The sequence below is a fragment of the Aeromonas sp. 2HA2 genome (genome assembly GCF_029237345.1).
GTDB lineage: Bacteria > Pseudomonadota > Gammaproteobacteria > Enterobacterales > Aeromonadaceae > Aeromonas > Aeromonas salmonicida.
Map to the genome: position 1 here is coordinate 230001 of NZ_JAACGB010000001.1, position 20630 is coordinate 250630.

At 55.2% G+C, this 20630-nt stretch carries 21 protein-coding genes; 15 read left to right on the forward strand and 6 right to left on the reverse strand.

All coding sequences use genetic code 11. From position 1 onward, the window contains the following. The first annotated feature begins 935 nt into the window (after positions 1–935). The 6 genes from GWQ29_RS01030 to GWQ29_RS01055 all read left to right on the forward strand — a co-directional run bounded on the left by GWQ29_RS01030 (position 936) and on the right by GWQ29_RS01055 (position 4217). Entirely contained in the window at positions 936–1415 is a 480-nt protein-coding gene (locus tag GWQ29_RS01030; protein WP_275918563.1) for a DMP19 family protein, read from the forward strand. Between the two features lie 73 nt (positions 1416–1488). After that, entirely contained in the window at positions 1489–1902 is a 414-nt protein-coding gene (locus GWQ29_RS01035; RefSeq protein ID WP_275918564.1) for a hypothetical protein, read from the forward strand. A gap of 64 nt (positions 1903–1966) precedes the next feature. After that, positions 1967–2212: a CPCC family cysteine-rich protein gene (locus tag GWQ29_RS01040; protein ID WP_275918565.1), complete on the forward strand. Its 246-nt coding sequence runs from the start codon at positions 1967–1969 to the stop codon at positions 2210–2212. A 226-nt stretch (positions 2213–2438) separates the two neighbouring features. Beyond that, positions 2439–2825, forward strand: coding sequence for a hypothetical protein (locus tag GWQ29_RS01045; RefSeq protein ID WP_275918566.1), 387 nt, complete (start codon positions 2439–2441; stop codon positions 2823–2825). A 364-nt stretch (positions 2826–3189) separates the two neighbouring features. Continuing rightward, a complete protein-coding gene (locus tag GWQ29_RS01050) occupies positions 3190–3537 on the forward strand; it encodes a hypothetical protein (RefSeq protein WP_275918567.1) in 348 nt (115 codons plus the stop codon). Between the two features lie 260 nt (positions 3538–3797). Then, positions 3798–4217 (forward strand): hypothetical protein, encoded by a 420-nt coding sequence (locus GWQ29_RS01055; RefSeq protein ID WP_275918568.1) that lies wholly within the window; start codon positions 3798–3800, stop codon positions 4215–4217. Between the two features lie 629 nt (positions 4218–4846). On the opposite strand, the gene GWQ29_RS01060 is transcribed toward GWQ29_RS01055, so the two are convergent. Beyond that, the gene (locus GWQ29_RS01060) at positions 4847–5389 is read right to left on the reverse strand and encodes a metal-dependent hydrolase (protein ID WP_275918569.1); all 543 of its coding nucleotides are present in this window, start codon (positions 5387–5389) and stop codon (positions 4847–4849) included. Positions 5390–5996: 607 nt separating this feature from the next. On the opposite strand from GWQ29_RS01060, the gene GWQ29_RS01065 reads away from it, so the two are divergent. Further along, positions 5997–8096: a hypothetical protein gene (locus GWQ29_RS01065; protein WP_021141219.1), complete on the forward strand. Its 2100-nt coding sequence runs from the start codon at positions 5997–5999 to the stop codon at positions 8094–8096. Positions 8097–8277: 181 nt separating this feature from the next. On the opposite strand, the gene GWQ29_RS01070 is transcribed toward GWQ29_RS01065, so the two are convergent. The 5 genes from GWQ29_RS01070 to GWQ29_RS01090 are packed head-to-tail and all read right to left on the reverse strand — an operon-like array spanning position 8278 to position 11079. Continuing rightward, positions 8278–8769, reverse strand: coding sequence for a Dps family protein (locus tag GWQ29_RS01070; RefSeq protein ID WP_021141220.1), 492 nt, complete (start codon positions 8767–8769; stop codon positions 8278–8280). After that, a complete protein-coding gene (locus GWQ29_RS01075) occupies positions 8759–9196 on the reverse strand; it encodes a PaaI family thioesterase (protein ID WP_275906690.1) in 438 nt (145 codons plus the stop codon). The genes GWQ29_RS01070 and GWQ29_RS01075 overlap by 11 nt, the downstream gene beginning before the upstream one ends. Then, positions 9196–9537, reverse strand: coding sequence for a carboxymuconolactone decarboxylase family protein (locus GWQ29_RS01080; protein ID WP_021141222.1), 342 nt, complete (start codon positions 9535–9537; stop codon positions 9196–9198). Before GWQ29_RS01080 ends, GWQ29_RS01075 begins: the two co-directional genes overlap by 1 nt. A gap of 6 nt (positions 9538–9543) precedes the next feature. Beyond that, positions 9544–10536 carry an SLAC1 anion channel family protein gene (locus tag GWQ29_RS01085; protein ID WP_113720199.1) on the reverse strand — a complete coding sequence of 331 codons (993 nt, stop codon included), beginning with the start codon at positions 10534–10536 and terminating at the stop codon, positions 9544–9546. Positions 10537–10566: 30 nt separating this feature from the next. Further along, a complete protein-coding gene (locus GWQ29_RS01090; protein ID WP_275906689.1) occupies positions 10567–11079 on the reverse strand; it encodes a NifB/NifX family molybdenum-iron cluster-binding protein in 513 nt (170 codons plus the stop codon). A gap of 787 nt (positions 11080–11866) precedes the next feature. On the opposite strand from GWQ29_RS01090, the gene GWQ29_RS01095 reads away from it, so the two are divergent. The 8 genes from GWQ29_RS01095 (at position 11867) to hflD (ending at position 20530) form a co-directional block, all read left to right on the forward strand. Next, positions 11867–13774 (forward strand): fructose-specific PTS transporter subunit EIIC, encoded by a 1908-nt coding sequence (locus GWQ29_RS01095; protein WP_111587506.1) that lies wholly within the window; start codon positions 11867–11869, stop codon positions 13772–13774. A 469-nt stretch (positions 13775–14243) separates the two neighbouring features. Continuing rightward, a complete protein-coding gene (gene uhpT, locus GWQ29_RS01100; protein WP_059113923.1) occupies positions 14244–15650 on the forward strand; it encodes a hexose-6-phosphate:phosphate antiporter in 1407 nt (468 codons plus the stop codon). Positions 15651–15863: 213 nt separating this feature from the next. Beyond that, complete coding sequence (locus GWQ29_RS01105; protein WP_005319168.1) at positions 15864–16169, forward strand: PTS fructose transporter subunit IIB; 306 nt, start codon at positions 15864–15866, stop codon at positions 16167–16169. After that, positions 16170–16937, forward strand: a complete 768-nt coding sequence (locus GWQ29_RS01110) for a PTS sugar transporter subunit IIA (protein ID WP_275918570.1) — start codon at positions 16170–16172, stop codon at positions 16935–16937. A 69-nt stretch (positions 16938–17006) separates the two neighbouring features. Then, positions 17007–17981 (forward strand): pseudouridine synthase, encoded by a 975-nt coding sequence (locus tag GWQ29_RS01115; protein WP_275918571.1) that lies wholly within the window; start codon positions 17007–17009, stop codon positions 17979–17981. Continuing rightward, positions 17978–18457 carry an NUDIX hydrolase gene (locus GWQ29_RS01120; RefSeq protein WP_034524276.1) on the forward strand — a complete coding sequence of 160 codons (480 nt, stop codon included), beginning with the start codon at positions 17978–17980 and terminating at the stop codon, positions 18455–18457. The genes GWQ29_RS01115 and GWQ29_RS01120 overlap by 4 nt, the downstream gene beginning before the upstream one ends. Before the next feature lie 157 nt (positions 18458–18614). Further along, positions 18615–19721: a tRNA 2-thiouridine(34) synthase MnmA gene (gene mnmA / locus GWQ29_RS01125; RefSeq protein WP_275918572.1), complete on the forward strand. Its 1107-nt coding sequence runs from the start codon at positions 18615–18617 to the stop codon at positions 19719–19721. A 197-nt stretch (positions 19722–19918) separates the two neighbouring features. Next, positions 19919–20530 carry a high frequency lysogenization protein HflD gene (gene hflD, locus GWQ29_RS01130; protein WP_017412872.1) on the forward strand — a complete coding sequence of 204 codons (612 nt, stop codon included), beginning with the start codon at positions 19919–19921 and terminating at the stop codon, positions 20528–20530. The last annotated feature ends 100 nt before the right edge of the window (positions 20531–20630 follow it).

Below are 20630 nucleotides of genomic sequence, written 5' to 3' on the forward strand. Positions count from 1 at the left end.
TTGCATCGCCATATCAAAGGGAGCCTGACCGGCTCCCTTCCTCTTTCCTGCTTGTTGCCACTTCCGGCGTCTTTGTCCCCTCTCCCTTTGGGAGAGAGTCAGGGTGAGGGAACCCATAATCCCCCGGCGTTATCGAATCGTAGGTTCGAATAGCGCAGCGTATTCGGACGTTCGCGATCCGGGCGGAGTTAATCCGAACGCCCGAGCTAGCGGATATTCCTGATGGCATGGCTTTGCCACGCAGGATGCGAGGGCCCTGCCCTCGACGGGGTTTCGCCCGCCCTTCGGGCAGGGGCGAGTGACTTTGGAAAGACCCAAAGTCACCAAAGGTCTTCTCCCCCGCCAAGCCGCCCGCCTTCGGCGGTTTCCCTCATCTCGCTCTCTGGGTTGGACGGTACGCCGCAGATGGTACATCCCTGTACCAACTGCGGCTGCGCCGTCATCCCTGACGGCGCCCCTGACCCATTGAGCTCGACTCGGCGGCTTGGAGGGGGATCAAGACAGTGCCAGCCCTCAGCTCCCGTCTAACCGCAAACAAGCTCCCTCTGGAAGGGGTTGGGGTGAGGGTATTTCCGCACTCTCTGCGAATCCGGCAGCTCACTTGAGCAACAGTTTTCCCTAATTGATTGAACCAGCTCAGATTTCTATCAACATCTTCTTTCAATGTCTCAATCAGACCCCTTAAAATAGCCAAACGACAATCCAGCTCTCGGGAGAGCGCAGTGGTAGCGATTGTTGCTATCTCACGGGTGAAAAGCAGCGGACTGGGGGCTGAAACTCAGGGGCGGTAGCCATGCCGACACTTGCCATCACCGACGAAGAAGCCAAGCGAATACGTTCAGTGTCAGAGGCAAAGTGGAGTTATATGGAAGGCACTGCTATCGGATTAGTGCAGCCTTCTATCTAATCACTGTTATGCATAAGTGAGGAAATGAATGCACTTCTCAGACTTTTCAGATAATGAAGAACCGGCATTTTATGTCTTCAATGCCTGCCATGAAATAGTTTTTGCGGGCAGTGATGGAAATACTGAATATCTAGAACGAATCAGCCCAGAAGCAAGGTTAGTTTATTTGCTGTGGTGTTTTGATGGTGAAGTCCATAACGGCGGCTTTGACCAGTTCTTTTTTAATTCACTTGGCGATCATTGTTTGGAGATTTTAGCGGGGCTCAAAAAAGTCAATGCCATCAAGTCTTATGGACTACTTGAAAAGGCAATGCGCTGGTTTCCAGAGTCTAAACCCTCGTTAGACCGAGAGACGAGATGGAAGCAACTTGCACGTTATAAAGATGATGAAAACTATGAAGCAGATTTAGAAAATTTAGATACCGAATTCTACAAATATGAAGACAATCTTGCTGAGCTCTTACATAAGATCGTTAGGGAAAATAAGGCAGCGTCTTTAAATGTATAACAAGCGCATGTTTCGGACAAATTTCCGCTTCGCTTCTATTTTCCGCAAATGCGGACATTATGTTTGAGGTGCTATGAAATCTCTAACTGTTGATGAAATTCTTGATAAAGGGATTAGCGATGAAACCAAACTTTCGGAACAAGAGTGGCCCATTTTCGCGGTGGCGTACTTAGAATCAATAGCTGATATGGAAGGCTGGGATCACTTTTTTACACACAGTATGGAATGGTATCCTCTAGTCTTAAGGGCTCTAAAGCTTGCAGGTGATTTCAACTCGCTGAAAATTATTGATAATTATCGAAAGCACTTTGAAAGCTTTGGCGTCGACTTCGAAGCGACTGAAATAGACAAGTTTTTGTGTTTTGCATCGGATAAATATTTTAGTGAATGTGCTGACTGGCGCGAAGAGTTTTCGCAAGCAGCTGAACAACGCTGGAAATTAATTAACCAATACTACCTCAACGTTGGGGTGGTATTAAAAACATAGCAAGCAAAGGCAGCCGACGCGTACCGCGCAGCTGCTTTGAGCGTTATACATTATGGAGAGACTGTTGAAATATACCTGCCCTTGCTGTGGCTATAAGACTTTGGATGAGCCTGCTATAGGTACGTTCGATATTTGTGAGCTTTGTGGCTGGGAAGATGACTTGGTACAAAACTCAGAGCCTGATTATGAAGGTGGAGCTAATGTTAGCTGCTTACGTGAAGCGCAACATGATTTTATAAATAAAGCTATAGATTCCCAAGAATTTATTAAAGATTCTGCTTGGGAGATATTAGAACCACTATCAAAATAATCACACTCAAAATCTGCAAAAAAATCCTACCGTTAATAGTAACGGGGAAGTAAAAAATGCATAAACAGAAACTAACGATTCATCTGTTCATAAAGAGTGGTTTTATGCGTTTTTAATACGGCTAAATAATACATTGACCCAGAGCACAAGAGGCATAACAAATGGTTCAAATCGCTCGCTGGGGCGGGCTAAAGCCCGCCCCTTAACCGAACGTTATAGGGCAAACATGGATAACCTCGACAAGATCCGAAAACTCATACCGCTGTGGCATGCCCAAAGAAAATGGGCCGAGGAGCTTCTTGTCCGTGCATTTTATTTGAAATCCGCTGAGGAAATACTAAAACCAGAAAACCGAGGCAATAACCCAATCCCCGGGACGAACTGGATGTATCGAACTCATGGAGTTGGCGTAGACATATATCGAACCGCAGATGCAGGCGGAATTGATTTCGATTTCAATAAAATAGATCCAGATGAATGGCACCTACGAGTATTCTTTGAAAAACAATACAACGAAGGAAACCTGCCTTTCGCAGAGTATCGAGAGCTTTATGAAGATGAAGGCTTGCTCCAGTGCTTCATAAAAATGGCGCTTGAGGGGCAAGTCCTATAACAAATGGTTCAAATCGCTTGGGACGGGCTAAAGCCCACCCCTTAACCAAACGTTATGCCGTATGAATAGAGGACAAGCGAAGTGAACGTGAGCCAGCCAGCGGAGATGCCTTTCACTAGGGAGGCCGCGATTCAAATGCTGAAGTGGGGAGCGATGCCCGAGTCGTCTCCTTACTCTCATAAGGCAATCGCGGAGTGGTGTGATCGGTTGAGGTCGATGCGGAGCCTGAAATTGAGAAGCTACTTCCGAGCCTCACCGAGGTCGAAACACAGTGGGACTTGTACTTGGCCAATACCTATTCAATTTACGAATTAAGATCCGGTAATTTTGAGCAAGTGCGGATTTCGACGGAATGGTTCCATGAATGGCTGAGCCAAGCGGCATAACCCTTCATCGAAGTGGAGCTGCGCTAGCTGGCCCACTGAATTCAAACGTTAAGTGTAATTATGGACGAACGAGCATTTACGAAGTTAATTTAATTTCTGAAAAAGTTCCAGCGATTAATGGTGCCATCGGAAAGGGGGTTGATGAGGATGGTCGCTGGTGGGTGAAGTTTGAAATCGACATTCATCACCAGTTTGCTTGGCATACAGCCCAAGAATTTGGGCATGTTTTAAATTACATGTCTGTCAACGAACGATTGCCAACATCTTTTCATCCTGTATCTCCACCTCCTTATATGAATGGTGGCCCAGATGAATATTTATCCTAGGTAACAGAGTGTCATAATCCAGATTTTAGGCTCGGCACTTGTGCAGAGTGGTTAATTGGTCGATTGCCAAACACAGTTGAGAATTTAGAGCGATGGGCTTCAGAATAAAACACTTAACAAGGCCAAGCAGCATCGCCCCCTTGGGGCTGGACCTCGCTATGCTCGGCCGCTGTTGACGGCGTTAAGCGCCTATGAGAATCGTCAGCATCATTGCTCTATTACTGATGATTTGCTGCAACCTAAATGCAGAGGACAAATCAATGGTTCAAGAAGAAGCCAAAAAAACTTGGGACGAGTACCATGAAAGAATAAAAATGCGCCGCCTTGCAGAAGCGAAAATTATAAATTCTGAACTTGGCAGCAATGGCATCACTGCAGAAACCGTTCTAATACTAGACTTCAATTTATTCACTCAAGATAAAGAAGGTGCCAAAGGTATAAAAGAGCAGCTTAGTGAAAACTATGAAATGTCGATGTATCAGGATGGCGAATACTGGAAAATTTCAGGCACCTCTCGACCATATGCTGTGAATTTATCCACTGAGCAACATTTAGGCTGGGTAGAGTTCATGCACGATGTGGCTCTTTCTTATGGCTGCATTTTTAGCTCATGGACTGTTACCGAACATAAAACAAAGACGTCATGGTCAAATGAAAATATTGAAACGGAGTTTAATTAGGGTAGCACTAAACAAGCGCATGTTGCCGGACTGGTGTTCCGCTGCGATCTAAACCAGCAGCAAATGCGGACGTTATTTATTAACTAGGAAATATGAAAGCTCATTTATTGAAATGATAGCGCTTATTTGAGGTCAGTTGCTGAAGCATTACTGACACTTCGTCCTTATTTTTATTTGGGATCTTTGTCAGAACACAAACCTGGGACACCCACCTTTCTGACGCAGACATGGCATAGCCAATATTCAAAATGATGGGTGTCCCAGCTCTGCTGCATCTCAGCCCTAAAAGTTAGCGTTGGAAGATTTGAGTGGTTGCATGACAGAAATCAGCCGAAGAACAAAACGACTGGCTACCCTCTGCTTTTCCCTGTTTCTACTCAGACTTGGACTTCGCGCCTTTGGCTATGACCTGTTTTATCACAATCCAAATGATCCCTACGGTATATCGGATTTAATTGAAGTGGCGTTAGCACTCATATATCTGGTGAGTCTGGGTCTCTGCATACTGCATGCCCTGTGGATATTACTCCGGCACTGGGATCAAGGGGCCTTGGGAGCCTCAGCCCTACTCGCCCTCTGTGCCGTGCAGTGGCACAGTTATAACTATCTTCATCACCTGGCCGCCAGTCTCAGCATCCCCTAGGACCCCTGCTCCACACCCGCCATCCCATCAATATCAGCATCAATACAGACCCCGGCAGCCAGACCCAGTAGAGCTCGGAGAGGATCACCGCTTCCCCTCTGGCGGTGAGGTAGGCCTCCAGCTTGAAGGGGGCAACCCGGATCACCTGCCAGGGGGCGAAGAAGCGCTCGTCACGCCACGGCCAGAGCCAGCCCACCCCCTTGCCGCCGGTGGTGAGCGAGTCGAGCAGGCTGTGGGAAAGCAGCGACACCAGCAGGAACGACCAGACAGTGGCGGCGCTGGCTCTAAGTTGGCGGTAAAACAGCATGACCAGAGTGGGCAGAGCAAAGGCGAACAGCAGGGAGTGAGTAAAGCCGCGGTGGCCAAAGACATGGCCATAAGCGACCCCCAGTTTGAAGGCGAGCACATCGGCATCGGGTAGCATGGCGATGGCAACTCCTGCCAACAGCAGGCGCGGTGGGATGATCCGGCTGCCAAGCCCGAGCCCAAGGCAGAGCGGTACGGCGGCGTGAGTGACGATGGTGGGCATAACGAAAAGCTCCAACTGAAAACTGGCGCCTACCCTACCCCCGCTCGGTGAAGTGAACATGAAGTGCCGCACGACTCTGCAAGCCAGATCAGTCCCTTCCTCATCATCTTCCTTTTCTAAAAAAGTGACTCCCTCTACACCTTTCTCTCGCAACCAGCACCAAGACCATCAGAAGTGCACCATCGTACACGTTTGGTTGTTCGGTACGACCAGGCCAATGTGAGACTTTACAGCGAGTTAAAACAGCATACAGATGCCGCCATCGTCATGGTGAGACAGACCATCCCGCCGAGCTGGGCTATCTGGCACGCTACCGAAACAAGGTTGAGCGCCCTTGCCACCATTGCCAGGCACAGGCTGCACCGTGGCCCAATCAGCAGTTGTCACCAGACCATGGAGGCAGGTCACTCTCCCAACCAGCCCAACTCTTGCTGCACGCTTGGCAAACGAACTCACGGATTTGCGGCCAGTTGCTGTGCCCATGATCACACAGTGACAACTCTCACTTCCCTCTCACCGCCCCCTTGCTTTTTATCATCTAGAGTTACCAGGCAGTGCAAAAGCTGCTGATTTATATACATTCGCCGCCAAAGAGGGATCTTGTTTCATGACAGAGCATACTGATCTGCTGCCCACCAGCACGGATGATGAGCAAAGCGCCGGCAACCGCTATCTCTACTACACAGAGGGGGACCTGGCCCGCATTCTCGACAATCTTGAGCAGCTTCGCAGTGCTGTATTCCCCACCGCCCCGGGGGATAACGAAACCGGCACCACAGTGCCGCACAATTTTCCGTCCGTCTGCCTGGTGGGGCTGGGGCGCTGCGGCTCCAACATCGCCCAGGATGTCGCCTCGCTGGTTTACAACGCCCGCAGCTTTTACATGAACGAGTTCAACAGCGAGGAGCAGCGCAAGCGGGAAAAGGAGTTTGGCCCCTTGAGCTGGATCCGCCGCAACCTGCGACTGCCCAGTAATGGCGCCCGCCCTGTCTTTCTGATCGAACCCATGGTGATGCTGGGGGACCTGGACAAGGACATAGATGGCCGTATCCGCCACTCCAATCGCAGCGGCGAAGGTGGCTCCTTGCGCGACTACGCCAAGATGCGGGTGATGGACTTGTCGGAGATCCATGCCGGGGGCGCGGGGAACGCCCCCATACTGGGTCAGTATCTGGCCAAGATCATTCTCAACAAGAGCCCCCACTACTTCGCCAACTCCGAGTGGCAGGCGATCCATACCTATCTGGTGGACTCCTGCGGCATCAAGGCCAACCAGTCACGCCTCTATTTCTATATCTTCAGTGCCGGGGGCGGCACCGGCTCCGGCATGGCCTCCGAATTCGGGCTGGCCCAGCAGTACTCCTACATGAGCAAGACCTTTTCGCCCCCGTCAGAAGAGGAGGAGCACCTCTCCCTCGGGGAGCACTTCATGTTCGATCCCATCTTCACCAGTGGCATCTGCATACTGCCCAATATCTGTGATCGGGGCATCGAGATTTCCGAAGCGCTGCACATCAATGCCGGGCGCCTGCTGTGCAAGTACCTGGCCGAGGAGTGGGACTTCTCCTATCACTTCGACAACGAGCAGGCGTGCGACGCCAGCATGCTCAAGCGGATCAGGCCCTGGAATGCCATGATGCTGATCTCCAACGACATCATGCGCTACGCCGAAGAGAGCGACGATGGCGAGATCCAGCACGTTGACGTCAACACCATGGAGAAGTACGCCAACCAGTACATCTCCCAGCAGATCTTCAACATTCTCACCGCCCAGGCCGTCACCACCGACTACGACGAGAACTACTTTCGCCGGGCGGGCATCGACATCAGCGAGACCATTCGCCTCGATGCCAACGATCTGTTCATGAGTCTGGCGGGGCCGGTGGCGGTGGCGTATGCCGAATCCATCTCGCCCCCCGGCGGCATGTTTGACAAGGAGGGCGGGCTCAATGTGGACGACCTCTTCATTCGATCCATCGAGCTGCCCCACTTCAACAAGATGACCCAGGCCATAGAGGGGATCAGCCTGCTGCCCATCGAGGCGGGCAACTATCGGGAGTATCTGGACGACTATGTGAAAAGCGGCCATGACCCGGCCCACCTCAACGAGCTGCACTTCTTCAAGAACTGCTCCTCTGTGGTGTCGATCATCTCCCTGCCCAAGGAGTACAAGCTCTCCTATATGGATCTCAACCGGCTCAAGTCACACCTCAACGGGCTCTTTCCCAATACCACTCTCAAGCGTTATGCCTTGGTCATAGGTGCGTCGGCCAACATCTCCCTCACCACCCTGATCGTCAAGAGCCCCTGCCTGAGCGATGACTTCCTGACCCTGATAGTGGCCTTTATCAAGCGCTGCTTTGCCAAGGATCACTATCGCTTCGACGATCACCTCGACAAGGTGGTGATCGAGATGATCTGCAACGAGGAGTGGAACGAAGAGCTGCTCGACAGCATGCTCAACGAGTTCGAGAACCCGGCCAAGATCCTCGATACCAACTGGTACGCAATCAAGCCCATGTACGAGAAGAAGTACCGGGAGCTCATCCGCGAGAAAGAGAAGTTCGTCTCCATCAACGACATTCGCCTCAGCCGCGAGTCGGTGAAAAAGGCACTGCTCTATCTGCGGGAGATCTATCGCCACAGGGTCAGCAAGACCCGCATCCTCTCCCTCAATCCCAGACTCGGGGAGACAGGGCCAGGGTAGCCCTGTGGCAGTTCCGCGAGGCTCACCGCCTGACCTGTGGCGGTGAGCTAACCGCCAACTTGAGAGGATGGACCAAGAGACAGCTGACAGGAAATTACCACCCCAAAAAACGAAGGAGCCCAATGGGCTCCTTTTTATTGATCTCGTTGCAGCTGGCCACACAAGGCCAAGGCACACTGTGTCAGGAGAGCATGCTTCTTAGCATCCAGGCGGTTTTTTCATGAATATCGATGCGCTGGGTCAGCACATCGGCGGTGGGCTGATCGTTGGCCTTATCCACCAGATTGAACAACTTTCTGGCGGTTCTGGCCGTGGCCTCTTGTGCCAGCACCAGATGCTTGATCATTTCATTGGCACAAGGCACCCCTTCCACTTCTTTGATGGACGAGAGCCGTACAAATTCCTTGTAAGTACCCGGTGCCGGAAATCCCAGGGCGCGGATCCGCTCTGCGATAATATCCAGTGCATTCCACTGCTCCGTGTACTGGTCCATAAACATGTTGTGCAGACTATTGAACTGGGGGCCGGTCACGTTCCAGTGGAAATTATGCGTCATCAGATACAAGGTATAACTGTCTGCAAGCAGTGCCGACAGACCATCTGCAATTTTTTGGCGATCGGCGGTTGAGATGCCTATATCCATTTCTGGTAAAACCATGATGTCATTCTTCATTAATAAAACTCCTGTCATTCACTTTTTTCTCAATGAATTTTGCTGACGCTTTTGCAACAACAACCCCATCGACCGACGCTACGGCATTCAACCGGTAAATACCGTGACCTTGGTCTACTATTTGTGCCGAAAGATATATTTTGCTTCCGATATTAATCGGTACAACAAAACGAATGGTCAATTCGGCAGTCAAGCCCTTGATGCCTTGCTGCAACAGGCAGTGCGTCATGACAGCATCAAGCAGTGTGCTGGTCATGCCACCATGGAGTATGCCGGTATAACCCTGGTATCTTTCATCAGTCAAGAAGACACCCTCTGTCGAGTGCTCTCCCGTTTGGTGAAAGCCGATGCCCAGAGCGCTCTGGTTGTCGATGCCACATACCATGCAGTTGGCATGTGATCTCATGGCCTGCTGATAACGGTCCATTACGACAACAGCTCTTCAATGGCGGCATGGGCCTGGGTGCCATAGATGATGGATGGCCCGCCCCCCATGAGTACGGCCACGTCTATGGTTGCGACCAGTTCCTCTCTGGAGGCCCCGGCCTGCAAGGCGCCAGCAACATGGGCTGCAATGCAGCCGTCGCATCTTGATGCAATGCCGATCCCCAGGGCGATCATCTCTCTGTATTTCAGCGCCAACACCTTATCGTCTTTCATCACCGATTTGTGCAGGGCAATAAACGCATTCATGGTATCCGGGCTGCTTTTTCTATAGGCAGACCCAAGCTGATGCTGCTCCTTGTTGATCTCTTTGTAATGTTTCATGGATAGCTATTTCTCCGGGATGAATAATTCACCTTTGTAGAACGAGAGCACCGTCATGCTGATTAACCACACTATCAATCCGATCAGGGCACAGACCACTATTTTGGCCAGAAAGTACGGAATGACGCTGCCTGTGCTATCGGCAAACTTGGCCGACGCGGCTGAAAATGCGGCCAGCGGGAACGAATAAGCCCATGAAGAGAGATAAAATTTCAGCTTCATAAAGGTGAGTGTGTTGTACATCAACAAAATAAATACAAACAGTGCAAAATAATAGATGATGTGTGCAAACAAGTCTGTCGAGCCTATGATGTCAGTGTAAGCAATAAATCCTATCGAGGGGGGTGCCAGCAATATAAACATGGTGGGCATCAGCTTGTCAGGCAGACTTTCATGAAAGAACAAACGGTATAATACTATGGTCAACAAACAGAACCAGAATATCAAGCCGATACTGAAAAAGAACAGACTGGTTTCATGAAAACCCAGCCCTACCCCTGCAAGTGGCACGACAATATTCCCCACGACAGGAATAAACCATGCAGGGTTGGTATGGGCAATATTAAAATGCTCTCTATGGATCCAGCTGCTCATGATGAACAAGGTAAACATCAGCTGCAGCATGGCGCCGGCAGACCAGAGATATAGCGAGATATCATGCCACCCAGACCAATATGCTGACTGCAATAACAGGCTGATCGAGATGGTCGGAAAGAAATTAATCCTGACCATATGCCTCAATTCATGCAGAAACTCATCCCTGTATTTGAGCATTTTGAAGACATACATTGCCACAAACACAGTCAGCAAAACTGAAGACATGACGCCCAAAAAGAAACCCGCAGAGTGCATCATCACCGAATCAGGAAAGGCTTTTCTACACGCAATGGCGGCCCCCGTCAGCCCCATGATGATCGAAAAGAGCGTCACCGGCATATAGGCAATCCTGCTGATAGAGGGTAATGTCACCCCCTCCATGTTCAGGCTTTCATTAGACATATACCCTCCAACTTTACTTATTTATCGCGTTTATTCTTCACAGCATCTTTTATGTGCATGGGGTTGAGCAGCGCCCTGACACTGGTGTCGTTGGGCTGAACCGACTTTGCCACACCCTTTTTTTCCTGAGTGGCCATGTTCATGCTCGCCACAGCTATTGGCGCTCTCTCTCTGATGACGCTGGCCATGGGAACAGGCAGATTCCTGACCCTGATCTGCAGAGACAAGCTGGATCAGGCTGGTGGAATCATTTTTCAGCATCTCTGATATGGCAAGGCGTCCCTGCAGTGCCTGATAGACGGACAAGCCGTTATCCAACAGCTTCTTGAGCATCTTCTTGCCAATATTTTTCAATACCACACGGTTTGCACCATGGGTCTGGAATAGATCAGCCAACATGCCCTTGCACTCATTGGGTGCTACCGGATTGGAAATCTCCTTTAGTGTGGTGCCTTGCTCATCAATGAAAACGAAGCGTTCTGCCTTGGCAAAATGCCCTGCGATATGGTCATCCTTCATGGGAATGGCGGTGATGGTGGTCATAAGATCTCCTGCTATTACGGTTAATTGTCAGACCATGCCATTTATCACCACTTGTGAGTCCGATTCCCCATCCGATAACAACACCGGAGGATCCAGATTGACATGACCCTGCTTTCTACCCCTTGCTACCACCCATCGAAAGTGTCGAATGAAAGCTTGCTGGCTGTTTTACTCACAGCACATCCGCTAATGCGGTGCTTTAACTGGTGGTGAAGTAAGTGGCATATGCCATGTATACGCCTTGTTTGTGGCATATGCAATAAACTGTTGCCGTTGATTTACGCCTGGCTGGCTCCCTCAGGGGGCAACACTCAGCCGCAAAAGGCACAGCCCAGCGGCATCCAGACCAGGTGCCAAACCCATTTCTCCAGTGTTTTCCTTCTCTTGATCCCCTCTCATTTCTTCCCCAGTCACTGCCATTTGTGTGCGTTGGCTCACACCCTGCAGCCCGTTTTTACCTCACAAATTTACAGGTTGGCGGCGACTCTCGTCCAAGGGGAGGCCCGCGCCATGGCTGATACGCATCGGCGCGCTACATCGCAAACAATTGATTTTTAACGATATAAAATCATATCTCGATTCCATTCAGATCTATTTTGTCAGCAGGTCTGCTGTGAGATCGGGGTCACACTCGGGACGATATCGCACAAAAATCCAGTCATTCGCACATTTGTCCGATAGGGAGGCTTGCCTACCAGCGCGATAATAGTGAGGTCAATTTTGTCTGCATGCCGTGCCAGCACGGGCGGCATGCCAACAGGCTCCCTCACGGGAGCGGGAGAGCGCCATGATCACCACACTGATCAACGAACATCTGATCAATCTCGATTTGAACGCGACGAGCAAGGAGGAGGTCTTCAGCGAGATGGCCCGCTTGCTGGTCGCGCAGGGCAAGGTCAGCGATGAGCAGCAGTTCATCAAGGACCTGTGGGCCCGGGAAGAGCTGGACAACACCGGCTTTGAAGAAGGTGTTGCCCTGCCCCACGCCAAGAGTACGGCTGTGAGCACACCGGCGGTGGCCATCGGCATCAGCCGCAGCGGTATCGATTACGGCGCCGAGGATGGCAAGCCGTCCCGGCTGTTCTTCATGATTGCCTCCCCGGCCGGTGGCGCCAACCACCATATCGAGGTGCTGGCCGAGCTCTCCGCCAAGCTGATTGAAGAAGGTTTCATTGCCAAGTTGCTGGCCGCCAAAACCTCGGCTGCCGCGCTGGCGCTGCTGCTGGAGCGCAAGGAGGAGCAAACCGCTGCCCCGACCACCAGCAAGGGCTTCATCATAGGTGTCACCGGTTGCCCGGCTGGCATCGCCCACACCTATCTGGCGGCCGAGTCGTTGGAACGCGCCGCTCGCGAGCTGGGTTATGAGGTGAAGGTGGAGACCAACGGATCCATCGGTGTCAAGAACAGCCCGACCGCGGCCGAGATTGCCCGTGCCAGCGCCATCGTCGTCGCCTGCGACAAGCAGGTGGACATGGCCCGCTTCAACGGCAAGCCGCTCATCAAGACTGGGGTGAAAGCCCCCATCAAGGATGGCAAGGGTCTCATTGAGCAAGCGCTGAAGGCGCCAGCCTATGTGGCAGGCAAAGAGGACAAGAAGGGAGAGGATAAGAGCACGGGCGGCAGTTCCGATCTCTATCGCTACCTGATGAACGGCGTCTCCCACATGATCCCGTTCGTGGTGACCGGTGGTCTGCTGATCGCGCTGGCGCTGGCCATCGGCGGCAACCCGACCCCGAGCGGCATGCAGATCCCGGAAGGGAGCATGTGGAATCAGATCCTCAACGTGGGCGTGGCCGCCTTCACCCTGATGATCCCCATACTGGCGGGCTATATCGCCTACGCCATCGGTGACCGTCCGGCACTGGCCCCGGGCTTTATCGGCGGCTGGATCGCCAACAACGGCAGCTTCTACGGCGCCGATGCCGGGACCGGCTTTATCGGTGCCATCATAGCGGGCCTGCTGGTCGGTTATCTGGTGCGCTGGATTGCCACCCGTCACTACCACAAGATGGTGCAGCCGCTGGTGCCGATCCTTATCGCCCCCATCGTCGGGTCGCTGTTTATCGCCGCAGTCTTCATCTTCATCATAGGTGCGCCCATTGCCGACATGATGACTGGCCTGAACGCAATGCTGCTCTCCATGAGCGGCGGCAGTCTGGTGCTGCTGGGCATAGTGCTGGGGGGCATGGCCGGCTTTGATATGGGCGGCCCGGTCAACAAGGTGGCCTTCCTGTTCTCGGTGGGCATGATAGCCTCCGGCCAGACCCAGTTTATGGGTGCCATGGCCTGCGCCATACCAGCGGCGCCGCTCGGCATGTCGCTTGCGACCGTGCTCGGCCGCAAGCTGGGTATCTTCGATGCCTCCGAAATCGAAGCGGGCAAAGCCGCCGGTGCCATGGGCCTGGTGGGTATCTCTGAAGGTGCCATTCCGTTCGCCGCCCGTGACCCGCTGGCCGTCATCCCCGCCAACGTGCTGGGCAGCATGACAGCTGCGGTGATGGCCTTCCTGTTTGGCATCACCAACAGCGTCGCCCACGGCGGCCCCATCGTCGCCCTGCTGGGTGCGGTCAACAAGCCGCTGCTGGCCCTGCTCTGCATGATCTGTGGCGCCATCGTCACCGGCGTGGTGGCGGTTGCCCTGAAAAAGCTGCGGGTAAAGAAAACCGATGAAGTGGCACTGGCCAAGGCGGCCTGATCCCCTTCTCGCACTGATACGACAAGAGGCCACCTGCGGGTGGCCTCTTTTATGGCGTCAGATATCCGCCAATCCTGCTGACGATAGCCTGCTCACCCCATAGCACAACCTCACGCCCCCAGCCCTGTCTGGCTGCCACTCTTCTCGTAGCATGGCCCCGCCGTGGGCCGTCACTGTGTGATCCTCTTCACGCTTCATGGCCGGATCCCGTCAAACTAGGAAATTTTCCTAATGCCACTAGGGATGGCTCTCACGCCATTTGCACCGCGCCTCATTAAAGTCACGCTACCTGATGTAGTGACCCGATCCCCGCAGTGGCGCAGGTTCGGGCATGGGTTCAATCGACAGGGGAGCGAGGTGCACAGTCCAACCTCTTTCTGTTGTCCTTTCCGTGGCGTGACCTCTGACACCAACCAAAAAATGAGGGGCGCGGCGGAAATACCGTCTATCTCGCAGAGGATGAACGAAGATGTTGAAATTTCTCCAACAGGTCCGGGTGCCGACCCTGGAACTGCCGGTCGAAGCCCGGCGCAAGCTCTGGTTCAAGCCGTTTATGCAATCTTATCTGGTTGTATTTATTGGCTATCTAACCATGTACCTGATCCGCAAGAACTTCAACATTGCGCAGAACGACATGATCCAGGAGTACGGTCTCTCCATGACCGAGCTTGGCATGATTGGCCTTGGCTTCTCCATCACCTACGGGGTGGGCAAGACGGTCGTCTCCTACTATGCCGATGGCAAGAACACCAAGCAGTTCCTGCCGCTGATGCTGATCCTCTCCGCCCTGTGCATGCTGGGCTTCAGTGCCAGCATGGGCGGCACGGGTTTCAGCCTCTACTTCATGATCTTCTTCTATGCCCTGAGCGGCTTCTTCCAGAGCTGTGGTGGCTCCTGCAGCTACTCCACCATCACCAAATGGACACCTCGCAACAAGCGCGGCACCTACCTCGGTATGTGGAACCTCTCCCACAACGTGGGCGGTGCCGGTGCGGCCGGTGTGGCGCTGTTCGGTGCCAACTACCTGTTCGATGGCAATGTGCTCGGCATGTTCATCTTCCCGTCCATGATCGCGCTGGTGGTCGGCTTTATCGGCCTGCGTTTTGGCAGCGATTCACCGGAAGCCTATGGTCTGGGCAAGGTGGAAGAGCTGTTTGACGAAGTGGCCAGTGAAGAAGACATCGCCACCGAAGAGCAGAAGCTGACCAAGGGTCAGATCTTCGTGAAGTACGTGCTGATGAACAAGGTGATCTGGCTGCTCTGCTTTGCCAACATCTTCCTCTATGTGGTGCGCATCGGTATCGACCAGTGGTCCACCGTGTACGCTCACCAGGAGCTGGGCTTCTCCAAGGAGATCGCCATCCAGGGCTTTACCTTCTTCGAAGTGGGCGCCCTGGTCGGCACCCTGATGTGGGGCTACCTCTCGGATCTGGCGAACGGTCGTCGCGGTCTGGTGGCCTGTGTGGCACTGGCGCTGATTATCGCCACTCTGGGTCTCTACCAGCATGCCACCACCCAGTTCATGTTCCTGGGCTCCCTGTTCCTGCTGGGCTTCCTGGTGTTTGGTCCGCAACTGCTGATCGGCGTGGCCGCCGTGGGCTTTGTGCCCAAGCAGGGCATCAGCGTGGCCGATGGCGTCAAGGGCACCTTTGCCTACCTCATCGGTGACAGCTTCGCCAAGCTGGGTCTGGGTATGATCGCCGATGGCACCCCCATCTTCGGTCTGACCGGCTGGGCCGGTACCTTCGCGGCGCTGGACATGGCCGCCGCCGCCTGTCTGGTGTTGATGGCCTGCGTGGCCGTGGCCGAGGAGCGCAAGATCCGCCGTATCAAGCGTGAACTGAAAGCCGCCACCTTGGCTACCCAATCCGTCTGAACCCGCGTTAACTGAATACAACCGGCCCCGCCTTCTGGCAGGGCCGGTTTTTTATTGCCACGCCCGCCGTCAGCAGATGAATCCAGATTCTCGCCATCCCTGTGCAAGCCAGCACCAGTGCGCCGCCAAGATCCCATTGTTGCCCCACGCCTTTGGCAAAAGCCGCCCCTTGGCGCTATCTTGTTGCCCCACCGCCATTTGCTTCGAGAACCGATGAAGATCCTCGCCGTCACAGCCTGCCCCACCGGCATAGCCCACACCTATATGGCCGCAGAGGCGCTGCAAAAAGCCGCCGACAAGCTGGGGCTGAAGATCAAGGTTGAAACCCAGGGCGCCATGGGACTGGAGAACATTCTCACCGCGCGGGACATCGCCAGCGCCGACCTGGTGCTGATCGCCTCCGACATCGAGATAGAGCAGAAGGATCGCTTCCTTGGTTGCACGGTTCGCCAGGTATCGCTGGAATCCGTGCTGCTCAATGCCAGCGCCGTACTCAAAACCGCCACCGTCGGCGTCTGAATGCTCACCCGCGAGCTCACCTTTTTCTGCCGGCTGGGGCTGACCATCACCCAGGCCAAGCAGCTGAGTCGACTGGCCGGGCTGTTCAAATCCCATATCCAGCTTATCAATGTCACCCGCCGCCAACGCGTGGAGGCGACCAGCCAGCTCTCCCTGCTCACCCTGGCCACCCAGCCCGGCGATCTCTGTCTGCTGCTTATCGAAGGGCTGGATGCGGAACTGGCCCACATGGCCTTCACCTGCTGGTGTGTGGAGCTGGGCCAGCCCCTTGGCCGACCGGGAAGCGCTGCCCCGGCCGAGCAGCGCCTTGGCCTCGCCCAGCCCGACTACTGTTTTTCCCTCGCCCAACTGGGGCACGCAGCGGCATCGCTGGACAAATCCCTAGCCCTGAGGGTGCTGGTCGATCTCTTGCCCGCCGAGCTGGTACGCGACAGGCCAGCGCTTGAGCAGGCCATCGCCAAGCGCGAGCAGATCGCCGCCACCATCATACGGCCCGGCCTCGCCATGCCCCACGTGATCTGCCCCGCCATCCGCCAGCCCGCCCTCTCGCTGCTCAGTTGCGCCGAGCCCATCGAGTGGGGATCGGCGCTCGGGCCGGTACGGACCATCATATTGCTGGCGATCCCGGCCGGGCTCGCCCCCGAGCAATTGCGCCCCCTCACCCGACTGGCTCGCGCCATGATGGACGAGGTGGTCAGCACGGCGCTCTTGCACGCAAGCTCGGCCCCCGCCCGTCAGGCCATCGTCATCGAAGGACTGTTGAGTTAGGCTAACAAGCCCCACATGCCCCATGGCGGCGGCCCCCTGTGATACACTCCGGCATCCCCTGTTTTTGGTATGCATGCGATGAAATCTGCCCGCCCCCGTCTCTCCCTCCAAGGTCGCACGACCGCCGCTGAGCGCCCCCCACAAGAGGACGCCAACCGGCCTGGTCTGACACGCTCACGGCCCGGCACCCGGCATGCACAGGCAGCTGAACAGGCCGGGCAGAAACCGCAGGTGGCACCCGCCGATCGCAAGTTGCTGCTCTTGAACAAGCCCTACATGGTGCTGTGCCAGTTCACCGACGAGGCGGGACGGGAGACCCTCAAGGATTACATCAAGGAGCCCGGCATCTATGCCGCCGGCAGGCTGGACCGTGACAGCGAGGGGCTCTTGCTGCTCACCAACGACGGCAAGTTGCAGGCTCGCCTCACCCAGCCGGGAGAGAAGACGCCCAAGACTTACTGGGTGCAGGTGGAAGGCATACCGAGCGAAGAGAAACTGGCCGCCCTGCACGCCGGGGTTGAACTCAACGACGGCCTGACACTGCCCGCCGAGGCAAGGCTCATGGATGAGCCTAATGTGTGGCCACGCAATCCGCCGATCCGCGAGCGCAAGGAGATCCCCACCCGCTGGCTCGAGATCAAGATAGTAGAGGGGCGCAACCGTCAGGTACGGCGCATGACGGCCCATATCGGCCACCCCACACTGCGCCTGATCCGCTACGCCATCGGCGACTGGACCTTGGGTAACTGGCAAGAAGACGGGCTGGCCCCCGGGCAGAGCCACAGCCTGCCTGCCCCCGAGCTAGCACCGGTATCGCCTGCTCGTCCGCGCAAGCCTCAAACCGGCAGTAGCGCCGCCAAACCTGCGGGCGACAGACCACGCAGAGCGGCCCAGTCCAATCGGAAAAACCCGCCACGCAGCGCAGGCAAACCAGCCATCGAACAGGCTGGCTCTCGTCCCCCTGCCGAGAGCAAGCCCCGTAGCAGCGGTCGCGGCACGGCCCGCCGTCCTGCCCGTCACACCACAGACAAGGAGTCATCATGATGGATCGCCCGCCGATGGAAGAGAGAATGCCGGCCAGATTGACGGTGGCGGCGCTGGTGCACTGGCAGGGTCGTTTCCTGCTGGTGGAAGAGGAGATCAAGGGCCAGCGCCGTTTCAATCAGCCTGCCGGCCATGTGGAACCGGGTGAAAACCTGATTGAAGCGGCCTGCCGCGAGCTCAAAGAAGAGACAGGACTGACCGCCACGCCCAGCGCCTGGCTCGGGGTCTATCTCTACAAACCGGCCGACAGCGAGGCCACCTTTGTGCGCACTGCCGTCATCTTCGACCTTGAAAAGGCGCCGGGTCAGCACCATCCAGAGGATCCTGACGGCGATGTGCTGGCCTGCCACTGGCTCACCCTGGAGGAGATAGCCGAGTGCAAACCGGCCCTGCGTAGCCCATTGGTGTGGCAGTGCATTCAGGATTATCTGGGGGGCACCCGCCTGCCGCTGTCGGCGCTCAAGGCCTTTATCTGAGGCCATTTGGCACCGATTTATTGCTGGCGTGCCAGCTGACAGAAAAACGATTTCCTGCCTTGCTACCCCTCAAGGGGAAGCGGACAGGGAGATGTGACCGAGGGCGCAAAACTCTGGTAGAATACGCCCCGTTTAAACGAACTGGTAACTTCGACTAATGACAGACAACAGCCAAATCAAGGTGATCGTCGGCATGTCCGGCGGCGTGGATTCTTCCGTCTCGGCCTACCTGCTCCAGCAGCAGGGTTATCAGGTCGAAGGCTTGTTCATGAAGAACTGGGAAGAAGACGACACGGACGAGTACTGCTCTGCCTCCCAGGATTTGGCTGATGCCAAGGCCGTCTGCGACAAGCTGGGTATGAAGCTGCATACCATCAACTTCGCTGCCGAGTACTGGGACAATGTGTTCGAGCACTTCCTGGAAGAGTACAAGGCAGGGCGCACGCCGAACCCGGATATCCTGTGCAACAAGGAGATCAAGTTCAAGGCGTTCCTCGAATTTGCCGCCGAAGAGCTGGGTGCCACCTACATCGCCACCGGCCACTATGTGCGCCGTGACGACAGCACAGGCCACCCGCGCCTGCTGCGCGGTCTCGATACCAACAAGGATCAGAGCTACTTCCTCTACACCCTGAGCGAAGCCCAGGTGGGTCAGAGCCTGTTCCCGGTCGGGGATCTGGAGAAGCCGGAGGTGCGCCGCATCGCCGAGCAACTGGATCTCATCACCGCCAAGAAGAAAGACTCCACCGGTATCTGCTTTATCGGTGAGCGCAAATTCAAGGACTTCCTGGCCAAGTTCCTGCCCGCCCAGCCCGGCCCCATCGAAACCGTGGACGGCAAGGTGATCGGCGAGCATCAGGGCTTGATGTATCACACCCTGGGTCAGCGCAAGGGGCTCGGCATTGGTGGTCGCAAAGACGCCACCGAAGAGGCCTGGTACGTGGTGGACAAAGAGGTGGAGCGCAATACCCTGGTGGTGGCGCAGGGCGAGCACCCGCGTCTCTACTCAGACGGCCTGATTGCCAGCCAGCTGCACTGGGTGGATCGCACCCCGATCCGCGCACCGCGTCGCTGCACCGTCAAGACACGCTATCGCCAGCAGGATATCCCCTGCCTCATTCAGACCATCGATGACGAGACCATACGGGTCATCTTCGACGAGAAACAGGCAGCCGTGACCCCGGGTCAATCCGCCGTCTTTTATGACGGGGAAGTGTGCCTGGGCGGCGGCATCATCGAGCAGCGTTTCAGCCATCCGGTGTAAATCCTGACGGCAGTGACATCGATGATCGACAAATACCAGAGCTGAACCATGGCCTTTGCAAGCACGCTGAAACAGTGCGTCAGCCATGCGGTTTGGGCCAACAAAGAAGGCAGCGAACGTGAGCGACCAATTCCAGGGCCGGATCATGGCCTGCTGCGGCATCAGCCGGTGAACCAACATAACAGGGCTGTGAAACGATGAGCGACAAATTTCAAGACAGAACCATGGCCTTTGCCGGCATCTGCCAGGCGGCCTATCTGGTACAAAAAGTGGCCCGTGATGGCACTTGCGATGAAGCGTCCCTGCGCGAGAGCCTGCAAAGCGTGCTGGTGACCGATCCCAAGCAGCCGCTGGAGGTGTTTGGCAACCATCTGGCCATTCGCGATGGCTACCGCGCCCTGGTCGAGCAACTGGGATCCGACGGCAGCCAGAAAAATGCCGAGCTGACCCGTTACGTGGTGAGCCTGATTGCGCTGGAGCGCAAGCTGGCCAAGCGCAAGGACATTCTCAACATGCTGGGGGAGCGGATCAGCCAGATCGGCCGCCAGCAACAGCATTTCGATCTTCTCGACGAGCAGATCCTGGCCAACATGGCGAGCATCTACAGCGATCTCATCAGCCCCATAGGGCCGCGCATCCAGATAGCGGGTACCCCGCTGTTCCTGCAGCAGCCCCTGGTGCAGCACAAGGTGCGCGCCCTGCTGCTGGCAGGCATCCGTGCCTGCGTGCTGTGGCGCCAGCTTGGCGGCAGCCGTACCCAGATCATTTTCGCTCGCAAGAAAATGGTCGAACTGGCCAAACGTTTCTAAGAATCGGCTCGAGCTCCGTAGTGAGAGGCCGGAAGCAAGGTGAAGAGCAGCGCAGGTACCGGAGTTTATGTCGATAAATAAGGATGCCGAGCAGCACATG